This window comes from Faecalicatena orotica (assembly GCF_003149245.1).
Lineage (GTDB): Bacteria > Bacillota > Clostridia > Lachnospirales > Lachnospiraceae > Faecalicatena_A > Faecalicatena_A orotica.
The window spans coordinates 65,004-83,770 of sequence record NZ_QGDL01000006.1; the positions used below are offsets into that span (position 1 = coordinate 65,004).

Consider the following 18,767-nt stretch of genomic DNA (forward strand, 5'->3'; position numbering starts at 1 on the left):
TAACAATATTCACATAAAGGAGAATTATGCAATATATCAATTACCGCGAAAGCTGGCAGCGGGGAACTGTCGACTTTCCCTTTGAATACCACCATATCACCCCCACGCACCCACAATATATCATGGCACTGCACTGGCATGTGGAATTTGAAATCGTGCGGGTTCTCAAAGGAACCTTCCAACTATCCATAGATGAGCTGGAATACACCGTTGAGCAGGGTTCTGCCATCTTTATCCCTGCCGGTTCCGTGCACTCGGGACTTCCCCGTGACTGCACCTATGAATGTGTCGTCTTTGATATGAATATGCTTATGAACAAAAACGATTCCTGCTGCAAGCTCATACGTAAAATCATTGACCACGAAGTGGAGCCAGCCTTTGTCTATCCTGAATCTCATAACGATATCCACCAAACGGTCTGGTCACTGTTCGACGCGATTGCCTCTAAAAAGGATGGATACCAGCTTGTCGTCCTTGGAGCACTTTACCAGGTAATCGGCACTATTTTCGCGAAACAATACTACAACCCTGCACCAGCCCAGCCGCCGCGCAACCATAAACGTATCATACAACTAAAAACCGCACTTGAATTCATGGAATCTTCCTATAATAAGCAGATCACACTCGAAGAAATGGCAGGCAGTGTGGATATGTCCCCTAAATACTTCTGCCGTTTCTTCCATGAGATGACACACCGCACGCCGATAGACTACCTCAATTATTACCGCATAGAGCGGGCATGCTACCAGCTCATGACGACAGACCAGTCCATAACAGAGGTGGCATACAGTTCCGGATTCAATGATTTAAGCTACTTTATCAAAACTTTTAAAAAATACAAAGGCACGACTCCGAAACAATATTTGAAATGAAATTAAAAAATTCCGAATATCTTTTCCCGGAAGGCTCCGTATAATGTTTCGTAATCCGTATAGTTTATGTCGCTCTCCTTGAAACTTTTCCCCCAGACCCTGCGGATCCCTTCCGCGATCACTTTGGGGTCCTCACATTCCATCCCCAGAATGGTAGGAAAGACATAGTAGATCATAAAGAAATTCAGGTCCACCTGGGTGCGGGCCTCAACCTTTCCTTTCTTATTAGAAAGGTGCTCTTTTACTGCCTGCACCAGACATTCCCCGATCTCTTCCGCCGCCTTCTCTTTATCTTCGGCCTGCCCTACATACTCGGCCATTTCCCTGAAGAAGTGGCCGTTTTCCTCTTTAAACAGCTCCGTATTCTTCTCATAGCTCTTCTTTTTCAGATGGCCGATCATCTTTTCCTTATTGTTAAAAATCGTTTCTATACCCTGAAGCATATGATTCCTCCTGTGTCTTTCATTTTCATTCCGGTACTGGATTGCATGTACCTTATTGTCCTATATTATATCAGATCATATGTTAAAAAGGAACCGGGACACTCCCGGTTCCTTTTTTAATTATTTGTGATTATCCGTTCTGTTATGATTAGTCATACAGGTTTGGAGAGATCTGAGGATCATCCATGTTTGTAGAGTCATACCAGTAACCCTCTGTCTCGATATCTTCTACTTCTTCACCGTTGCAGATCTTTGTCAGTGTTTCGATAGATAATTTACCCTGCATCAGAGGAGACTGTGTAACCGCACCAAGTAATGTTCCGTCAGCAACAGCTGCTTTGATTGTTGAACCAGCATCGAATCCAGCTGCGATGATGTTCTTCTCCGGGTCAGATCCTAATACATTTAAGTTCTGATTAGCTGTTAAAACGCCTTCTGCAGAAACCTGGTTAGAACCGAAGATAGCGATTGTATCGTCTTTGTTCATGATGTTAGAAGCTTCTGTAGCACACAGTTCAACTGTTGTCTGAGCCGGTACTGCGATCTCAATGATGATGTCAGCTGACTTCTCGTCGTTGTTTTTCTCAACTTTACCTACATAGTAGTCATTACCTACAACTGCAACTTTCTTTCCGTCTGCTTCTGCAAGTTCGATAAATTTGTTAACAAATCCCATACCACGCTCTGTGATGTTAGCTGATGTAGCGTCCTGATTAACTTCACCAACTCTGACTGGTTTGTCAGCTTTTGCAATTTTATCTTTTACTGATTCATAGATTTTCTCTGCTGCGATAGAACCTGCCTGACCATTGTTTGTAACTACTGTAGCGTAAACAGAGCCTTCCGGAGCATCCGGCACGCCTGAATCGAAGCAAACTACAGGGATTTTCTTATCCAGAGCTGTCTGCAGAGCCTCAAGCACTGAGTTCTGGTCACAAGCTGCAAGGGCGATACCGTCTGGTGATTTACCGATTGCACTTGTTAACATCTGTACCTGATCAGCAATATCAGACTCATTATTCGGTCCTGTTGTGTCAGCTGTTACACCTAACTCTTCCTCTGCCTGCTCAATTCCTTTAACGGCTGCCTGCCAGTATGATGACTGGAAGCTCTTTACAACAACTTCGAAGTGATAACCATTCTCTCCGCCTTTGTCACCCTCAGCATCAGAACCTTCATCCGCAGTCTTTGTGTCTTCCTTTGGTGCTTCATCTTTCTTGCTGCCACATCCTGCGATCAATCCTGCTGCCATGCATCCGCAAAGTAACACTGCCAAAACTTTCTTTTTCATAATTTTTGTCCTCCTGACATAATTAGATTATTTATAGTAACAATCACTCCGATTGCTATCTATCATAGTTCGCACCGTGAAGGCCCGTTTCCTACATCCCCTGCACGGTTATTGCTTTCCTCTGGAACGATTAATTTTCGCTTTTTCTCTTAAGAATATCAACAAGTACAGCTGCAATCAATACAAGACCTGTAATGATCTGCTGCCAGTTCGCCGTCAGGCCTATAAACGGCAATCCTGTCTTTAACAGACAAATAACGAATACACCTGCCAGAGTTCCTGAGATACTTCCGAATCCACCTGACATGGACACACCACCGATAATAGCTCCGCCGATAGCCTCCAGCTCAAATCCGGCACCACTTCCCGGCTGAACTGTCGCAAATATGGCTGAATAGGAGATTGCTGCCAGACCTGCGAAAAATCCAGAAATCACATATGCAAGGATGTGATAGAACTTCACGTTAACACCGGATAACTTTGTCGCTTCCTTATTACTGCCAATTGCAAGTGTATATCGTCCAATCTTTGTATGGTTCAGTACAAATGACATGATAATTACAATGAGGATAATCCATAAAAAACCTATCGGAATATTAAGACCGTTCCTCTGTATCTTGAAAATATTTCTGAACCAGCCTCCCTCAGCAGCAGCTGCCGGCCAGGATATTCCGAAACCGCCTGAGATGATGGAACCAAGTCCTCTTGTAATCATTGAAGTACAAAGTGTTGCCAGAAATGGTGGTAAGTCCATCAAAGCAACAAGACATCCATTCACAACCCCCATTGCCATACCAAATACTATACTTGCGAGTATACCTGCCCATGTAGGCCATCCCTGAAATACGATAAGCCAGCCGCCAACTAATGAGTAACATACCAGACCTGTACCAATGGAAAGGTCAACACCTGCAGTCATCAGCGGGAATGCTACCCCGATCGCCATCAGTGAGATGTAATATGAATAATCCAGTATACTTACAAATGTTGTATACTTTCTAAAGTTCGGACTGAGTGCACAGAAGAAGATAAACAGTATGATTACGACCAGAATAACAATGACTTTCTGTCCGCCCATTCTATCAATTATCGACTTCTGGCCAGCTGTCTTCATTTTTTTGTTTGCCATCTTATTTTCCTCCCTACTCTATCTCTCGTGTAGCCAGATTCATGATGTTTTCCTGAGTTGCCTCGGAAATATCCAGCTCACCTGTCTTCTTGCCTTCACACATTACGATGATTCTGTCACTCATACGTAATATTTCCGTCATTTCAGAAGAAATCATTATAATGGCTTTTCCATCTGCCGCCAATTGATTCATCAATTTGTAAATCTCACTCTTAGCACCAACATCAATACCTCTGGTAGGCTCGTCAAATATCAAGATATCACAGTCTCTTGTCAGCCATTTAGCAATAACAACCTTCTGCTGGTTACCTCCTGACAGGTTCACTACAAGCTGGTCTACATCCGGAGTCTTGGTTGCCAGTGACTCTACATATTTCTGTGCAACCTCTTTCTCCTTTTTCTTATCAATGAATATACCACTCATGTACTCTTCCAGAGTTGCCATCGTCGTATTTTCTGCAACTGATTTCTGAACTACGATTCCGAATCTCTTTCTATCCTCTGACAAATAACCGATGCCGTTCTTTACTGCATCCTGAGGGTTATTGATTGTTACTTTCTTTCCGTTGATATAGATATCCCCGCTGTCAATCGGGTCTGCACCAAACAGTGCACGCGCCGTCTCTGTACGTCCGGCCCCCATCAGTCCTGAAAATCCGAGGATTTCTCCCTTGCGCAGTTCGAAGCTTACATCCTGTACCATCTTGCCAGCATTCAGCTTATCAACCTTCAATACAACCGGAGCATCCTTTGGCACCATACTTTCTGTCTTCGGATCCTCATAAATAACACGTCCAACCATCATGTTGATAATGTCATCCTTTGTACTGTCTTTTGTAATCAGAGTTCCAACATATGTACCATCTCTCATGACCGTAACACGATCCGTGATTACTTTTATCTCATCCATACGGTGTGAGATATAAACAATTCCCAGATTCTTCTCTCTCAGATCCCTGATAATCTTGAACAGTTCCTGAATCTCCGTCTCTGTCAGCGCTGCAGAAGGTTCATCAAAAATAATGACCTTCGCATCATGGGAAATCGCCTTTGCAATCTCACACATCTGCTGTTTACCTACTGTCAGGTTGCTCATCCTTTCCTTCGGATTAATATCAATGTTCATTCTGTCAAAAAGCTTCTGTGCTTCCTCGTTCATCTTTTTGTCATCAATGCGGATGCCTTTTTTAAATTCTCTCCCGATAAAGATATTCTGTGCAACAGTCAGATGTCCAAGCATATTCAATTCCTGATGCACGATAACAATACCAGCCTCCTGTGCTTCTCTTGTGTTTGAAAATTCTACTTCTTTGCCTTCATATGTAATTGTACCGGAATCCTTTGTATAGATACCAGTCAGCACCTTCATCAATGTAGACTTCCCGGCACCGTTCTCTCCCATCAGTGCAAGGACCTCACCTTTTCTGACTTCCAGATTTACGTGGTCCAGTGCATGTACACCAGGGAAAGATTTATCAATCTCTTTCATTGTTAATATAACTTCGCCCATTCTCTTACCCTTGCCTTTCTATTTCACTCTCAGATTTCCATGTATCATCGCCTCGATATATCCACATTAATTCTTTCTGCGTCTTGAAACAACATCGCTGAATACTGCAACAATAACAATAATACCTGTAATGATAAGCTGATAATCCTTTCTAAAGCCAAGAGCCAGAATACCTTCCTGAAGCAGGGCGATGATAAACACGCCGATCACAGTACCGCTGATAGAAGCAAGGCCGCCGGCCATAGACGTTCCGCCCATTACACATCCTGCAATTGCCTCGTTGTTATACTGATCTCCATATCCCGGCTGAACTGTCGTGAATGCAGCCACATAGAAAAGTGCACCCATTCCGACCAGAAGACCACAGATTATGTATGCTGACATTTCCCATTTCTTCACATTAACACCGGAAAGCCTTACTGCCTCTTTATTGCTTCCAAGTGATAAGATATATCGTCCCATTTTTGTCTTATTAAGGACGATTGCACAGACAATTGCTACTACGAGGAAAATAATCAAGCCTACCGGGATACTGCCCATTTTAACTAGATTCCTGTACCATCCGCCCTCTGCTGCCGATTGTGGCCAGCTTACAGACTGTGTCTTTGTAAATACAGATGCAAGACCTTTTGCAATATTCATACTCGCCATTGAAGTAATGAATGACGGCACCGACCAGTATGAAACCAGATAACCGTTAAACAGACCGAATGCAAGTCCTACCAGAATGCTGATTACCATCGCAGCCGCCATCGGCACACCATGTTGTACAAAGCTAAAACCTGATACAAGGGCGCAACAGAACATCACCGGTCCGATAGAGAAATCAATTCCGCCTGTTGCTATTACAAAAGTAACCCCCAATGATAAAAAACCCAGAAAATATGCATAATTAAGGGCGCTCATGATTCTGTCCATTCCTGTGAAAGCCCCCTGCGTCATCACGCAGAAGAACACATACATAAGAATCAGAACAAAGCATAACACGATTCTGTTAAACCCTACCTTTTTCACAAAAGGATTTTGTTTGATCTTTCCCACTTTTCTTCCTCCTACTTCTTCAGCCTAGCTGTTTTTCGTAATTATTCTTTTTTGTACCGGCTGTCACGGTTTCATCCCGTGCCTGCCCTGCCTTTTGCTGCTGCCAGTTTTCTTAACATACCAGTTCCTCCTCTCATATATTCCTGTTACATTTCAACCAGCTTTAGCTTACTTGTAAATACCGCTCATTTTCTGATATAAACACAAGAACCTCGCAAATTGTTCTTGCATTTATATCAGAAAATCATTATAATGTCGTTATTCAACGCGGTTCGCTTACAGCGAATCAGCTAAAGGAGGTTATTATGAAGCACTTACGCTCAATCGTTGCTGTTGTCCTTACTCTTATACTTTTCTCTTCGGTCCTTACCGGATGCAGTTCTTCTGGAAAGACTGTTGAATTTCCGTTTACCAGTATCACCTGGGATGATACCATTGATGATATGGTTGAACTTGAAGGAACCAGCGATAATACTTATGATTCCATATATGGCGGAACCACTTATGCTTATCCGAAAGAGTACCTTGACCTGAAAGGAACGGTAAAGTATATGTATGATGGCGATGAAAAACTCATGTGTGTAGCGTGGGTCTACAGTGCAGACCTGAGTGATGATCTGGAAGAAACCTACGACACCATTCACGAAAAACTCGAAAAAGCTCACGGTGAAAGCGGCTATAACACAGAAAATTCTACAAATCATGGTTCCGTCTGGTATCTGGATGAAGGAAACATCATCTTAAGCGCAGTAACTACAGATACTCAGAAAGCCCTTCAATATTCTTACCTTAACCCTGCTGTATCTACGAAAGAGGACGAAGAATAATGCTTTTCTGAACCCATAGTCTCAATTGCTATTAAAATACGAATTCATAAAATTCTTTAACATTCTGTGAATTTTTTAAGAACTTTTTAAGAACTTTATGTTGTTAGTATACTCTTTAGAACTATTTTTGAAAATTGAAAATCTTACTAAAAAAGGTTAAAAAATTACACCCGGTAATTTTTTAACCTTTTTTCATACTGTGTCATCCCAAAATCACACCTACTGCTGCCCTGTAAACGGATATAAAAGCCTCTGGTTTTCTTCCTCGTACATGTTATTCCTGTTGATCAGCTTGCAGCCGGAATCCAGATTTTTCTCGATGTTCTTGCCGTTCATTAAATCCACCGCCTGCTCAATCCCCAGATACCCCATGTTAAACGGTTTCTGAATAATAATCCCCTGAAAGACGCCCTCTTCCATGAGCTGGATTTCCTCTACTGAATTATCGAATCCTACTACTTTCACTTTTCCGGTCAGGCCTAAATCCTTGATCGCTCTGGCCGCACCGACCGCAGAATACTCATTTGTTCCGAGAATCATCCCCAGATCCGGGTAGTCTTCCAGCATCTCCAGTGTCAGGGAATATGCTTTATCATAAGATGACCCGCAGAATACGACGTCTTTCACCTGTGGTTCATATTTCCCCAGACCATCCCGCAGTCCGTTCTCCCTCTCGATGGCCGTGGAGGCACCCTTGACATGGGCAACGATACCGATCTGCGTATTCTCATCAATCAGCCCTCTCGCAAACTCTCCCAGCTGCTTTCCCGCCAGATAATTATCGGTTGCCACGACGCTCTGTGCAATATCCTTATCGATCACAGAGTCAATCAGAATCAGTTTAATTCCGTTATCAACCACCTTCTGCAGTGCTTCCGTCGTCTCCGAATAACTGCACGGTGCTACAAGCATCACATCCGGTTTCTTTTTGATAGCTTCTTCAATACGCTCGATCTGCCCGGCTATATCCACTTCCGACTTACCGCCAAGAACTTCCAGATTTGTATTGAATTCTTCAGCTCCCAGCTCTGCCCCGGCTATCAGCGATGTCCAGAAATCGTTTGTATCGTCTATCGTCTTTGGCACCATGATAATATTATAGATCTGCTTTTCCTGGTCTCTGGAAATAAACATGCTGTATGCGACCACCAGAATCGAAGCAAATATACAAAATAAAAAGATCCCTGTCAACACTTTTTTACTTGTCTGTCTCTTCATCATCCACTCTGCTGTTCAGCGGCACTGTGACAGTCGCCACTGTCCCTACCCCCTTTCTGCTGATATATGAAATCCCATACTCCGGCCCGTAATATAGCTGCAGCCGCTTCTGTACATTCGGTACCCCTACACCGTTTGACTTGTGCTCCTTCATTGTCTCATCAAAAATATGTTCCAGCACATCTTCATCCATTCCCACACCGTCATCTGCAATCGTGATATACGCCTTGTCACCGCGCTCGTACCCTCTGATATTCAGGTTTCCCTTTGTCTCTTTATACTTCAGGCCGTGGTAAATCGCATTCTCCACAAGCGGCTGCAGGGCAAACTTGATGATCATGATATGGTTAATCTCCGGTGATACTTCTATGGAATACTCCAGTTTATCTTTATACCTCATCTTCTGGATTGTCAGATAACTGCGTACATATTCAATCTCCTCCGCAACCGTGACCTGTTCCCTGTCATTGCTGATACTCTGCCTGAGAAGCTTTGCCAGAGCAGAAGTCATCAGGACAACTTCCTCGTTCTGTCCCGCCTCAGACATCCAGATAATAGAGTCCAGAGTATTATACAAAAAATGGGGGTTAATCTGCGCCTGAAGCGCCTTCATTTCATTCTTCCGCTTCTGTTTCTGTTCATATACATTCTGTTCCATAAGGGTATGGATACGCTCGGTCATGACATTAAAAGACTTGCTCAGGCTTCCGATCTCATTCTTGGCCGTAACTGCCACATTCGCCTTATCAAACTGGCCTTCCTCCACCATGCTCATGGAATCACGAAGCTGCCGGATCGGCCTTGTGATTTCTCTGGCAATAATGCTTGAAATCAGGATAACCCCCAGAAGCAGCACCGCCGCCACGAGCAGGTACATCATCTGCGCCTGTTTGTTATTCTTCAGAAGCTCAGAAGTGTTTGCCGCCCCCACTACGGTCCATCCGGTCTTATCCGATTTTGAAATGGTATAAATCTTGTCGCCTGTGTTAAAATAATTCTCTTTGCAGGCCATGATATCATCCACATTTTCCGTGATCAGCCCGCCGTACATCAGCTGCTGCTTAGGATGATAGATGATATTGCCATCCTCGTCCAGAATAAATATATATCCCTTATTACCTATATTGTTGTTATTGCAGAGCTCACTGATAGACGTATAATTCAGGTCGACAAAAAATACTCCCTCATTCTGGGCATTATTGTAATTAATCAGCGCCTTACTCAGTGTGATTACCCATTTATAGCTGCTTTTGATTGCATTCTGTACATGGGAAGAAGAGATTGCCGTCCCGTCCTTCGCCTCCAGTGCAGCCTTGTACCAGTCCTGATCCCTGACATTAATGTATTCCGTGAATTCATCCTCCCCGTCATTGAGGATGCTGCGCCCGTTATTTGCTACAACCGCAATATTATAGATGTCGCTGCGGCTGTCCATAATCGTCTTGAACTGAGAAAGAATCCGCTCCTTTTCCTCCTCTCTTTCCATATCCGTCTGCCCCTCATTGTACAGGTAATTGGAAACATCACTGCTTGTGGAGACAATAAACGAAATATTCTCCAGATACTTCACATAAGAATCAATGTCATAATTCACCTGTTTGATAATCTGGGACGTGTAGTTGATGGAGTTCTCATATATCGAATTCTTCGTATAGTTCAGGGCAATAAACAGGAAAATAAGTACGGCAATCACCATCAGCGCAGAAAATGAAACCATCATTGTGCTCTGTATACTTTTGAATCTGCCAAATAATGTTCTGGTTTCCCTTTCCTTTTTCATAGTCTAATTCTCCCTGGCATACTCTTTCGGAGTCTTCCCGGTCATTTTCTTAAATGCGATGCTGAAATAGTGAGGGTCACTGAACCCCACCTTTTCTGCAATCTCATAGTTCTTCAGGCTTGTCTGGCGGAGAAGCTGCTTTGCCCGCTCCATGCGTATATTTGTCAGTACCTCCGTAAACGTCTTGCCCGTTGTTTCCTTAAAAATACTGCTGAAACGGCTTGTGCTGATGTTCAAATACTCACAGATATGGTTCAGGCTCAGATCCGGATTGCTGTAATTTTCCTTCAGGTAATCTATCGCCATGACTGCCTGGCGTTCCCCACTGGACTGTCCTGCTGCCAGGGCGGCTTCCAGCCCCCTTGCGGCATAATCACGTATCAGGCCGACCGCCTTTTCAATACTGCGGGCGTCCGTAATATTCGAAATCTCAGAATCGTCCAGTTGGAAATTCTCCTCCGTCTCCAACACTGTCTCATAAATAATGCGCAGGACCTGGTGAAGATATGCCACGCACTTATTTCTGCGTACATAACCTGTTTTCATCCAGCTTTCAATATGATTGATCGTATCTGTCAGTGTTTTTTCGTCCTTACTGCGCAGTGCTGAGGCAATATCTTTAAAATCCTGCTCCAGCTCCATCGGATTGCCGGCCATGACCTCCTTCTCACAGTCGAAGATCACCCCGCCGCCTTTTGTATAGCGGTATTTCAGCATCTCGGCCGCCGAATCGTATGACTTATAAAGCTCATCCAGAGAATTCACATACTTCCCGATTCCCATCGAAATGCTCAGTTTCATCGTATCGTATACGGTCTCTTTAATCTCGCTGCATATCTTCACAGCCTCGGCTGCAAACTCCTTTGGTTTGTTTGTATGGAAAAGAAGGCAGACCCGGTTATCCGAATCCCTGTATGCCAGACCGGCCTTGTGGTTCCCGACAATCTCACTGGAGATATTCTCCACCACAAACGACATCAGTGCACTCTCCTTCTTCAACTCGTCATCGACCTCATACAGGTCTGAATAAACATCAATATCCACCGCCGCCACCCGGTAGGAATCCCCCTCCACCGAGATCCCGAATTCCTCCAGCTCCTTCAGGCTCGTCTCTACTTCCTGTGTCCCTTTTACAAGGCGTGACAGTGTTCTGGAAATAATCAGGGATTCGTTCTTTGTATAGCTGTGGTAAACTTTCGTTAGTTCATCCATCTTCTGTTCCTGCTGGCGCTCACTGTCCAGTTTCTCCTTAATCCTGACAAGAACCTCGGAGAGTTCCTTCGCAGTAACGGGCTTCAGAATATACTCGGCCACCTTGTACTGGATTGCCATTTTCGCATATTCAAAATCACTGTAACCACTGAAAATAATAATGGTTGTCTGGGGAAAGTTCTCATATACAAACTTACTTAACCCCATTCCGTCTATGTATGGCATACAGATATCCGTGAGCACTACATCCACCGGATTCTCCTTCATAAACTCTATTGCATCTTTTCCGTTCTCACAATCCTTCGCCAGTTCAAATCCAAGCTTATTCCATTCTATTTTGGCACTGATCGCTTCACGCACCAGAATTTCATCATCTACCAGTAATACCTTGTACACTGCTGTTTCCTCCCGTGTAAACAAATTAAACGACATACTAAGAATAGTATACATCACCCAAAGAGATTGTGGAAGATTTTTTTCAACCTTGAGGTCAGCCTTGAGGTCAGCCTTGAGGTTTCCGGCCCTGTATTTCAGGCATGAGATTCCATATAAACATCTGCAAAAAAGTACAGCCTCCCTCCAGATTGAGAAAGACTGCACATAGTGTTTTATTTATTAGTTTCCTGAATCACATTTTTGCCGAAAATAAGCATCAATACGATTGCCGCAACAAAGCTTACCACGCAGGCCATGATCGCCGCAACCGTCGTGGAATCAAATCCTACCGCCGGATTAATGGTCTGGAGCCAGCCAAACACGCCGTTCACTCCGTAAATATACTGTTTTACCCCTGCTGCACCGATAATCGCACCACCGAATCCGGATGCGATACAGGCCAGTAAAAAGGATTTCTTATACTGCAGGGTCACACCGTATACACACGGTTCCGTGATTCCAAACATGGAAGAAATCAGCGCAGGCCCACATATGGACTTCAGTTTCTTATTTCTTGTCTTCAGAAGAATGACTAATACGACCCCTGCCTGCCCGAATGCAGATGCGAGCCCTGCAATGGTAATCGGATCAAAACCAAGCGTAGCCAGATTGTTGATTGAAATGGCAACAAATCCCCAGTGTACCCCGAACATGACGCATACCTGAATCAGCGCACCATACAAAAATCCTGCGATGGTCGCATTTAAATTAAACAGCGCCGACATGCCCGCTCCCAGCAGACTGCTGATAAAGCTTACAACCGGTCCGATGATAAGCAGTCCCAGAATCACGCTGATTATAAGTGTCAGTGCCGGGACAAGGAAGGAACGAAGCAGGTCCCCGATCCTCTTTGCAAGGAACTTCTCCACTTTTGCCGCAAAATAGCAGATGATAATAACAGGAATAACAGAGCTTGCATAATTCATCAGAATCACGGGGATTCCGAGAAATGTCACATATACCGGTGACTCGAATATCGTTCCGCTAAATGCGGTGAATAACGGTTCCCCTGCCATAATCACAGCGATGGAGGGATATACAAGTGAAGCACCGATTGCCATGCCAATAAACGGGGTCCCGCCAAACTTCTTCATTGCCGTATACCCGAGGAATAATGGCAGGAAGTTAAAGAAGCTGTCTGCCACTATATTCAGAATCTGGTAAGTACCATCCCCGGCTGACAGAAGACCCGTTGCCGTCAGTAGCGCCAGAATTCCTTTAATCACACCGGTTGCCATAAGCATTCCCAGCACTGGGGTAAATACGCCGGAGATCGTGTCCAGAAGACGGCTGCTTACTTTTTTATCCTTCATCTCTTCTTTAAACTCTTTTGCATCTTTGAGTTCTGTATTTTCTCCGTCCAGACTGTACATTGCCGTCATCTCTTTATACACGTCACCAACATGCTGCCCGATGACCACCTGAAACTGACCTCCGCTTTTGATTACAGAGAGAACACCTTCGATCTCCTTGATTCCTGCCTCATCAGCCTTTGACTCCTCTTTCAGTTTAAAGCGCAGTCTTGTCGCACAGTGGTATGCACTGATAATATTCTCTCTTCCGCCTATTTTGGTGATGATCTCTCTGATCATTGCTTCATATTTCATTCTATTTATCCACCCTTTCATTAGAATTTTATGATTTTATCCTCATTCTTTTTAAAACTTATCTTCACAGATTTCCTGTTCTCATCCATCATCTGTACACTTCCGTCACGCAGCCCGTGAAGTTTAACCTCCACAACATGCCCGCCGGCCCATGTGAAATCTATCACACAGCCACACTTCAAATGAACCCCGGTTACCCTTCCCTCTTCCAGTTCTTCCGGCAGGGCCCCCAGGAGATATACCTCTTCCCGGAAATCCTGTACAAGCATTTCCATAATACCTGCAGCCCCGCCAAAGTTACCATCTATCTGGAACGGGGGATGGTTATCCAGCAGATTATCAAGAGTCGCATGGCTTAGCAGTTCCTTCAGGTTCTGCCATGCCTTTTTTCCTTTTCCCAGCCGTGCATAAAATAAAATAATCCATGCCTTGCTCCAGCCTGTGTGTCCGCCTCCTGATTCAAGTCGTCTCTCCAGCGTCCGCTCTGCCGCTTCCAGAAGTTCGGGCGCACCGCCTATCCTGATCTGGCTGCCCGGGTAAAGGGCGAACAACTGGGAAATGTGCCGGTGCCCCCTGTCTATTTCCTCATAATCACTGCGCCACTCCTGAATCTGGCCATGTTTCCCGATTTTTAAAGGCGGCAGTCCATTCAGATGCTTTTCGACATCTGCATACAGTTCGTCTTTCACTCCAAGGCCGGCTGAGATTTCCAGAAAACCACTGAACAGTTCCCGCAGTATCTCAATATCCATCGTCGGCCCCATACACAGGCAGCCGAATTCTCCTTTATCATTCAGATAGATATTTTCCGGAGAACTGGAAGGTCCGGTGATCCAAAAACCTTCTGCATCCTGAACCATATAATCCATAAAGAACAAAACACTGTCTCTCAAAATATTAAAATACTCCTGAATAAATGCTTCGTCCTTTGTATACTGGTAATGTTCGATCAGGTGCAGGCAGAGCCATGCCCCGCCCATCGGCCAGATCGTCGAGGTTGTATGGTTGTCCTGCGGTGCACAGTCCCCCCATATATCTGTATTGTGATGGCAGCAAAAGCCCCTCGCTTTATACATTCGTGTGGCAACGTCCTTCCCGTGTCCATGCATCTTCTTTAAATGCTCAATCAGCGGAAGGTGGAGGGCGGAAAGGCCTGTTTTTTCCGCCAGCCAGTAATTCATTTCTATGTTAATATTAATCGTATACTTTGACCCCCATGCGGGTTCGAATTCTTCATTCCAGATTCCCTGAAGATTTGACGGGAGGCTGTGTTCCCGGCTCGAACTAATCAGCAGGTATCTAGCATAATCATAGTAAATATTGATAAGTCCGATATCCGAACTGCCTTCCCTCATCCTTGCCAGACGCTCCGGTACTGTATATTGTTTCCCCCCGTCGTCTGATTTCAGGTACAGTCTGCCTGCATTAAAATATTTCTGGTAATCACAGACATGTTCCGCTTTCAGTTCTCTGACGCCCCGCGTACATGCACGCGCGAGAGCCTCTATGCACCACTTATGGGGATCGCCGCTACGGTATGTCGTCCTGCCGGTAATATAAAGTACAGCCTCTGCCGCACCTTCTACGATTATACGGCTGCCCATACTATACCGGGTTCCGCCCGATGCTTCTACCCGAACAGCCATTTCAAACCCGATTCCGTCCCGGTTTCCCTGCCAGCCATGAAGACAGATCGTCCGGTCATCCAGTGCACAGACACCGTCACAGTAAGAAGCGCCCCGGCCGCTCCGGTTGTCCTTCCTTGTCGCAGACACCTCGAAATTCAGCAGGTTCTTCCCGTCCGCTTTGATTCTGCAGACAATCACCTCTGCCGGATAAGATGCAAAATACTCCCTTACGTGTGTCCCGCCTTCCGTCCGGTAGGACATACCTCCCGTGGCCGTTTCCAGGTCCAGATATCTTTCATAGTCCGAGACTTCCTTCTCCTGTATCTTAACAACCGGAAAATGGTCTTTCGTATATTCCAGCTGATGCCCGTCCTGCATGTCCGCAAAATCAATCCAGACATCACCGAGCGTCTGATAATGGCGCATATGCGGATATGTTCCATACATGCTTCTGGCCGCAAGTTTTTCGGCTTCTCTGACATTCCCGTCATCCAAAAGTCTTCTGACCTTATCCAGATTCGCCCCTGCATCCGGATTTACCCTGTCCATAAATCCACCGGACCAGACAGAATCTTCATTCACCTGTATCCGTTCAGATGCAGTCCCGCCGAAAAACATGGCGCCCAGAAATCCATTTCCGACCGGAAGCGCCTCATTCCAGTTTTCAGCTTCCTTTTGAAACCACAATTTACTCATCCTCACCTCTCCTCTCTCCTTTTTATATTGGTATTATAGCAACAAAAAAAGAAACTCCTGAAAAGTTCGCATATTGGAAACTCCTTCAGTAATTTCTCTCTTGTATCATCTTTTTATTTCTGTTTCTTCTGTTGTATTTTCCTGCGGGAAACCATAGATCTGCTGGTATCTCAATGCAATCTGCTCTATAAGGAGCTGGTAAAGAATGGGGTGGTTCTGTACCTTGTCAGAATAATCCAGAATCAGGCAGTCATCCACCCGCGGATCATCCCGCATCTTCTCGTTGGATGTAACAAGTACTACCTTTGCCTTTGTTTTATCGAAGCAGGTCTTCTTCGGGCAGCCCTCCAGTCTGGAGTATACATTGATATATCTGCCGGAATTCGAGAAAATAACAAGAACTGTATCTTCTTCTGCATTTTCAATATACCGGGTCTGTTTCATATCGTCAATGGTCGTATAGACAAACTTTCTGTATAGCGACATCTTATACTGGAAGTTTAAAGCCGCTGTCTCCGAATAGACTTCTCCGAAAGCAGCAACCTTCTTATACTCATGGATATCCCTGACAAGGGCATCAATCTTGCGGAAATCGGCCCCTTCAAACAAATGCCGGATATCCCTCGCCAGAACATCCATATAGGTATTCACTCCGTTCTGGCAGATAAAATCCGTAATATTAATCGTACTTCCGTCCTTTGTATATATCTCCTTTTTCTTCTCGCCCATAGCGGCCCACTTAAAATCCGTATAGTCTTCAAAGCCAAGGCCCCTGACAAACTTTGAGATCGTGGATTTCGAAACATTGCACAGCTTCGCAATCTCCCCGATCGAATTTTCAACAATATGGTCCATATTCTCCATCATCACACTGGCAATATGGTATTCTGTGGTATCCGCATCTTCTCCGTTAATCAGAGTAGCCAGCCGCTGGTATAAAATATACATGGTCCAAACCTTCCTTCCCTCAGCCTCCTGTATAACCATAGTATTATATTGATATTCTCTATATTTTTCTATCATATTACAATTGGATATCAGAAGCAACAGAAATCAAAAATAAAAGCCAGCACGGTAATGAGTGCCGTGCTGGCTTTTATTTATATTCAGACTTATAAAGTTACAATTACTCCGTCTTCATCCCACAAGTCATGCCAGTCTTTCGCGCCTTCCCAGAGGAATACCTGACCCTTAACAAGTCTGTTGTTTCTCTCCAGTGTCGCGATCTTAGCCATTTCCTCGTCTGTCAGAGGATCTTCTGTCATGCATTTTAAGTTGCTCACATACTCTGCTTCATGAACTGAGAACGGAATCGGGATCTGGCCTCTCTGGTGTGCCCATTTCAGGGCGATTGTTGCCGGGTGCACTCCGTGTGCCTGTGCAATCTCTTTCATCTCTGGTGTCTGCAGGTCAGCAACATCTTCCGGACACATATCTCTTTCCGGTCTCTGAGGTGATCCAAGCGGCATGAATCCGATTGGCTGGATATTGTGTGCCACGAGATAATCGAATAATTCCTGCTGCTGGAAACATACATGAAGTTCCAACTCACATGCTACAGGCATGATCTTCATTTCCGGCAGAACAGCTTCCAGTTTCGGAATTGTCATGTTGGAAATACCGATGTGGCGGATCAGGCCTTTTTCTACCAGTTCTTCGCACTGTCTGTATGTACTCATGAATTCCTCTACACTAAATGGTTTGGAATCCGGGTTGCGGGAATCTACATCACATCCCGGTGCATGATAGTTCGGGAAAGGCCAGTGAATGAAGAACAGGTCGATGTATTCACACTGTAAATCTGCAATGCTCTTTCTGCAGGATTCTTCCACTCTGTCGTGCATATCATTCCATACTTTTGTCATGATATAGAGGTCCTTGCGTTCTACAACGCCTTCATCAAATGCAGCTTTGAAAACTTCCCCGATCTGGTCCTCGTTTCCATAGCATGCCGCACAGTCAAACATACGGTATCCACAGCGGATTGCGCCTGCCACTGCAGCTGATACCTGCTCTGCCGTGAATCTGTCTGATCCGAATGTTCCCATACCTACGCATGGTACTTCCTCTCCTGTGTAAAACTTTACTTTTGGCACATCTGCCGGGTTAATACATGTTCCCATAATCATATCTCCTTTTTTCTTTTATGTTAATTTTGTTATCACAACTTCAGGGAAGATTCTTTCCATATCTTCCTTTACGAAAAATCCGGTTTCCTCTCTTAACGCCGCTGCCGCCGATATCGCGCTTGCCTTGCGTAAGATGCCTTCAATCCCCATACCTTCACTCAGGCCAAGGGCAAAGCCTGCAATCATGGAGTCTCCGCAGCCCACGGTATTGACCGCATCAATCTTCGGCACTTTTGCCTGATAGATCCCCTCGTCACATACGACGAAGGAGCCGTCTCCTCCGAGGGAAACTGCAACAATCTCTACTCCCCGCCTGTGGATTTCTTTTGCCGCCTCTATCATTTCCATCATGTTGTCACAGGATTTCCCCGTCAGCATACGAATCTCATCGATATTCGGCTTAATCATGGTCGGGCAGGCTTCGATCCCCATCTCAAGCAGTTTCCCGCTCGTATCCAGAATCACCTTTTTCCCCGCATCCTTCACGATTTTTACAAGCCTCTGGTATGCTGTGCCGTCCAGGCCTTTCGGGACACTCCCGGACATGGATACAACATCGGCCTTCTGTACAAGCTCTTTAAATGTTTCCATGAATCCCTGAAAATCCTCTTCTGTCACCGTGAATCCCGGCTCCAGAAATTCAGTCTGTACCTTGTTTGCCTCGTCCCATATATTGATACAGGAACGGCTCTCTGCCTCCAGATGATAGAATGCACTTGTTACATGGAACGGTTTCAGAGAATCTTCTATATAATTACCTGCATGCCCTCCGACAAATCCGGTCGCCACTACTTCGGCTCCCGCTATTGCTGCCGGTTTCGACACATTCAGGCCCTTTCCGCCGGGTGTATAGGCACATTCCTTTACACGGTTGACTTCACCTATCCTAAATTCCTCAACCACATAGCGTTTGTCAATCGCTGCATTTAAGGTTACTGTCAGTATCATG

The 18,767-nt window shown here is 44.9% G+C and carries 15 protein-coding genes; 2 read left to right on the plus strand and 13 right to left on the minus strand.

Annotated features, from left to right (window positions below; all coding sequences use genetic code 11):
* Positions 1–26: 26 nt before the first annotated feature.
* Positions 27–872, plus strand: coding sequence for an AraC family transcriptional regulator (locus A8806_RS10630; RefSeq protein ID WP_109731183.1), 846 nt, complete (start codon positions 27–29; stop codon positions 870–872).
* 2 nt (positions 873–874) lie between these two features.
* Here A8806_RS10630 and A8806_RS10635 read toward each other — a convergent pair whose 3' ends face one another.
* The 5 genes from A8806_RS10635 to A8806_RS10655 all read right to left on the minus strand — a co-directional run bounded on the left by A8806_RS10635 (position 875) and on the right by A8806_RS10655 (position 6,286).
* Positions 875–1,315, minus strand: a complete 441-nt coding sequence (locus A8806_RS10635) for a hypothetical protein (protein ID WP_109731184.1) — start codon at positions 1,313–1,315, stop codon at positions 875–877.
* 148 nt (positions 1,316–1,463) lie between these two features.
* Positions 1,464–2,606 carry a substrate-binding domain-containing protein gene (locus A8806_RS10640; RefSeq protein ID WP_109731185.1) on the minus strand — a complete coding sequence of 381 codons (1,143 nt, stop codon included), beginning with the start codon at positions 2,604–2,606 and terminating at the stop codon, positions 1,464–1,466.
* Between the two features lie 130 nt (positions 2,607–2,736).
* Positions 2,737–3,735: an ABC transporter permease gene (locus A8806_RS10645; protein ID WP_109731186.1), complete on the minus strand. Its 999-nt coding sequence runs from the start codon at positions 3,733–3,735 to the stop codon at positions 2,737–2,739.
* Positions 3,736–3,748: 13 nt separating this feature from the next.
* Entirely contained in the window at positions 3,749–5,245 is a 1,497-nt protein-coding gene (locus A8806_RS10650; protein WP_109731187.1) for a sugar ABC transporter ATP-binding protein, read from the minus strand.
* A 66-nt stretch (positions 5,246–5,311) separates the two neighbouring features.
* Positions 5,312–6,286, minus strand: coding sequence for an ABC transporter permease (locus tag A8806_RS10655; protein ID WP_109731188.1), 975 nt, complete (start codon positions 6,284–6,286; stop codon positions 5,312–5,314).
* 305 nt (positions 6,287–6,591) lie between these two features.
* On the opposite strand from A8806_RS10655, the gene A8806_RS10660 reads away from it, so the two are divergent.
* A complete protein-coding gene (locus A8806_RS10660; RefSeq protein ID WP_109731189.1) occupies positions 6,592–7,113 on the plus strand; it encodes a hypothetical protein in 522 nt (173 codons plus the stop codon).
* Positions 7,114–7,332: 219 nt separating this feature from the next.
* Here A8806_RS10660 and A8806_RS10665 read toward each other — a convergent pair whose 3' ends face one another.
* The 8 genes from A8806_RS10665 to pfkB all read right to left on the minus strand — a co-directional run bounded on the left by A8806_RS10665 (position 7,333) and on the right by pfkB (position 18,766).
* Positions 7,333–8,334 (minus strand): substrate-binding domain-containing protein, encoded by a 1,002-nt coding sequence (locus A8806_RS10665; protein ID WP_109731190.1) that lies wholly within the window; start codon positions 8,332–8,334, stop codon positions 7,333–7,335.
* Entirely contained in the window at positions 8,312–10,111 is a 1,800-nt protein-coding gene (locus A8806_RS10670; RefSeq protein ID WP_109731191.1) for a cache domain-containing sensor histidine kinase, read from the minus strand. Before A8806_RS10670 ends, A8806_RS10665 begins: the two co-directional genes overlap by 23 nt.
* A gap of 3 nt (positions 10,112–10,114) precedes the next feature.
* Positions 10,115–11,719 carry a helix-turn-helix domain-containing protein gene (locus A8806_RS10675; RefSeq protein WP_181368661.1) on the minus strand — a complete coding sequence of 535 codons (1,605 nt, stop codon included), beginning with the start codon at positions 11,717–11,719 and terminating at the stop codon, positions 10,115–10,117.
* Between the two features lie 212 nt (positions 11,720–11,931).
* Positions 11,932–13,365: a PTS transporter subunit EIIC gene (locus A8806_RS10680; RefSeq protein WP_109731192.1), complete on the minus strand. Its 1,434-nt coding sequence runs from the start codon at positions 13,363–13,365 to the stop codon at positions 11,932–11,934.
* Between the two features lie 20 nt (positions 13,366–13,385).
* Positions 13,386–15,689 carry a glycoside hydrolase family 95 protein gene (locus A8806_RS10685; protein WP_109731193.1) on the minus strand — a complete coding sequence of 768 codons (2,304 nt, stop codon included), beginning with the start codon at positions 15,687–15,689 and terminating at the stop codon, positions 13,386–13,388.
* Positions 15,690–15,794: 105 nt separating this feature from the next.
* Entirely contained in the window at positions 15,795–16,637 is an 843-nt protein-coding gene (locus A8806_RS10690) for a MurR/RpiR family transcriptional regulator (RefSeq protein WP_109731194.1), read from the minus strand.
* 164 nt (positions 16,638–16,801) lie between these two features.
* The gene (locus A8806_RS10695; protein ID WP_109731195.1) at positions 16,802–17,812 is read right to left on the minus strand and encodes an aldo/keto reductase; all 1,011 of its coding nucleotides are present in this window, start codon (positions 17,810–17,812) and stop codon (positions 16,802–16,804) included.
* Positions 17,813–17,833: 21 nt separating this feature from the next.
* Entirely contained in the window at positions 17,834–18,766 is a 933-nt protein-coding gene (gene pfkB, locus A8806_RS10700; protein WP_109731196.1) for a 1-phosphofructokinase, read from the minus strand.
* Between the last annotated feature and the right edge of the window lies 1 nt (position 18,767).

Excerpts from the sequence above, each read along its gene's own strand:
- A8806_RS10690 (WP_109731194.1), bottom strand. The coding sequence starts at position 16,637 with ATGTATATTTTATACCAGCGGCTGGCTACTCTGATTAACGGAGAAGAT.
- A8806_RS10685 (WP_109731193.1), bottom strand. The coding sequence starts at position 15,689 with ATGAGTAAATTGTGGTTTCAAAAGGAAGCTGAAAACTGGAATGAGGCG.
- A8806_RS10645 (WP_109731186.1), bottom strand. The coding sequence starts at position 3,735 with ATGGCAAACAAAAAAATGAAGACAGCTGGCCAGAAGTCGATAATTGAT.
- A8806_RS10640 (WP_109731185.1), bottom strand. The coding sequence starts at position 2,606 with ATGAAAAAGAAAGTTTTGGCAGTGTTACTTTGCGGATGCATGGCAGCA.
- A8806_RS10680 (WP_109731192.1), bottom strand. The coding sequence starts at position 13,365 with ATGAAATATGAAGCAATGATCAGAGAGATCATCACCAAAATAGGCGGA.
- pfkB (WP_109731196.1), bottom strand. The coding sequence starts at position 18,766 with ATGATACTGACAGTAACCTTAAATGCAGCGATTGACAAACGCTATGTG.
- A8806_RS10630 (WP_109731183.1), top strand. The coding sequence starts at position 27 with ATGCAATATATCAATTACCGCGAAAGCTGGCAGCGGGGAACTGTCGAC.
- A8806_RS10660 (WP_109731189.1), top strand. The coding sequence starts at position 6,592 with ATGAAGCACTTACGCTCAATCGTTGCTGTTGTCCTTACTCTTATACTT.
- A8806_RS10635 (WP_109731184.1), bottom strand. The coding sequence starts at position 1,315 with ATGCTTCAGGGTATAGAAACGATTTTTAACAATAAGGAAAAGATGATC.
- A8806_RS10670 (WP_109731191.1), bottom strand. The coding sequence starts at position 10,111 with ATGAAAAAGGAAAGGGAAACCAGAACATTATTTGGCAGATTCAAAAGT.
- A8806_RS10695 (WP_109731195.1), bottom strand. The coding sequence starts at position 17,812 with ATGGGAACATGTATTAACCCGGCAGATGTGCCAAAAGTAAAGTTTTAC.
- A8806_RS10650 (WP_109731187.1), bottom strand. The coding sequence starts at position 5,245 with ATGGGCGAAGTTATATTAACAATGAAAGAGATTGATAAATCTTTCCCT.
- A8806_RS10665 (WP_109731190.1), bottom strand. The coding sequence starts at position 8,334 with ATGATGAAGAGACAGACAAGTAAAAAAGTGTTGACAGGGATCTTTTTA.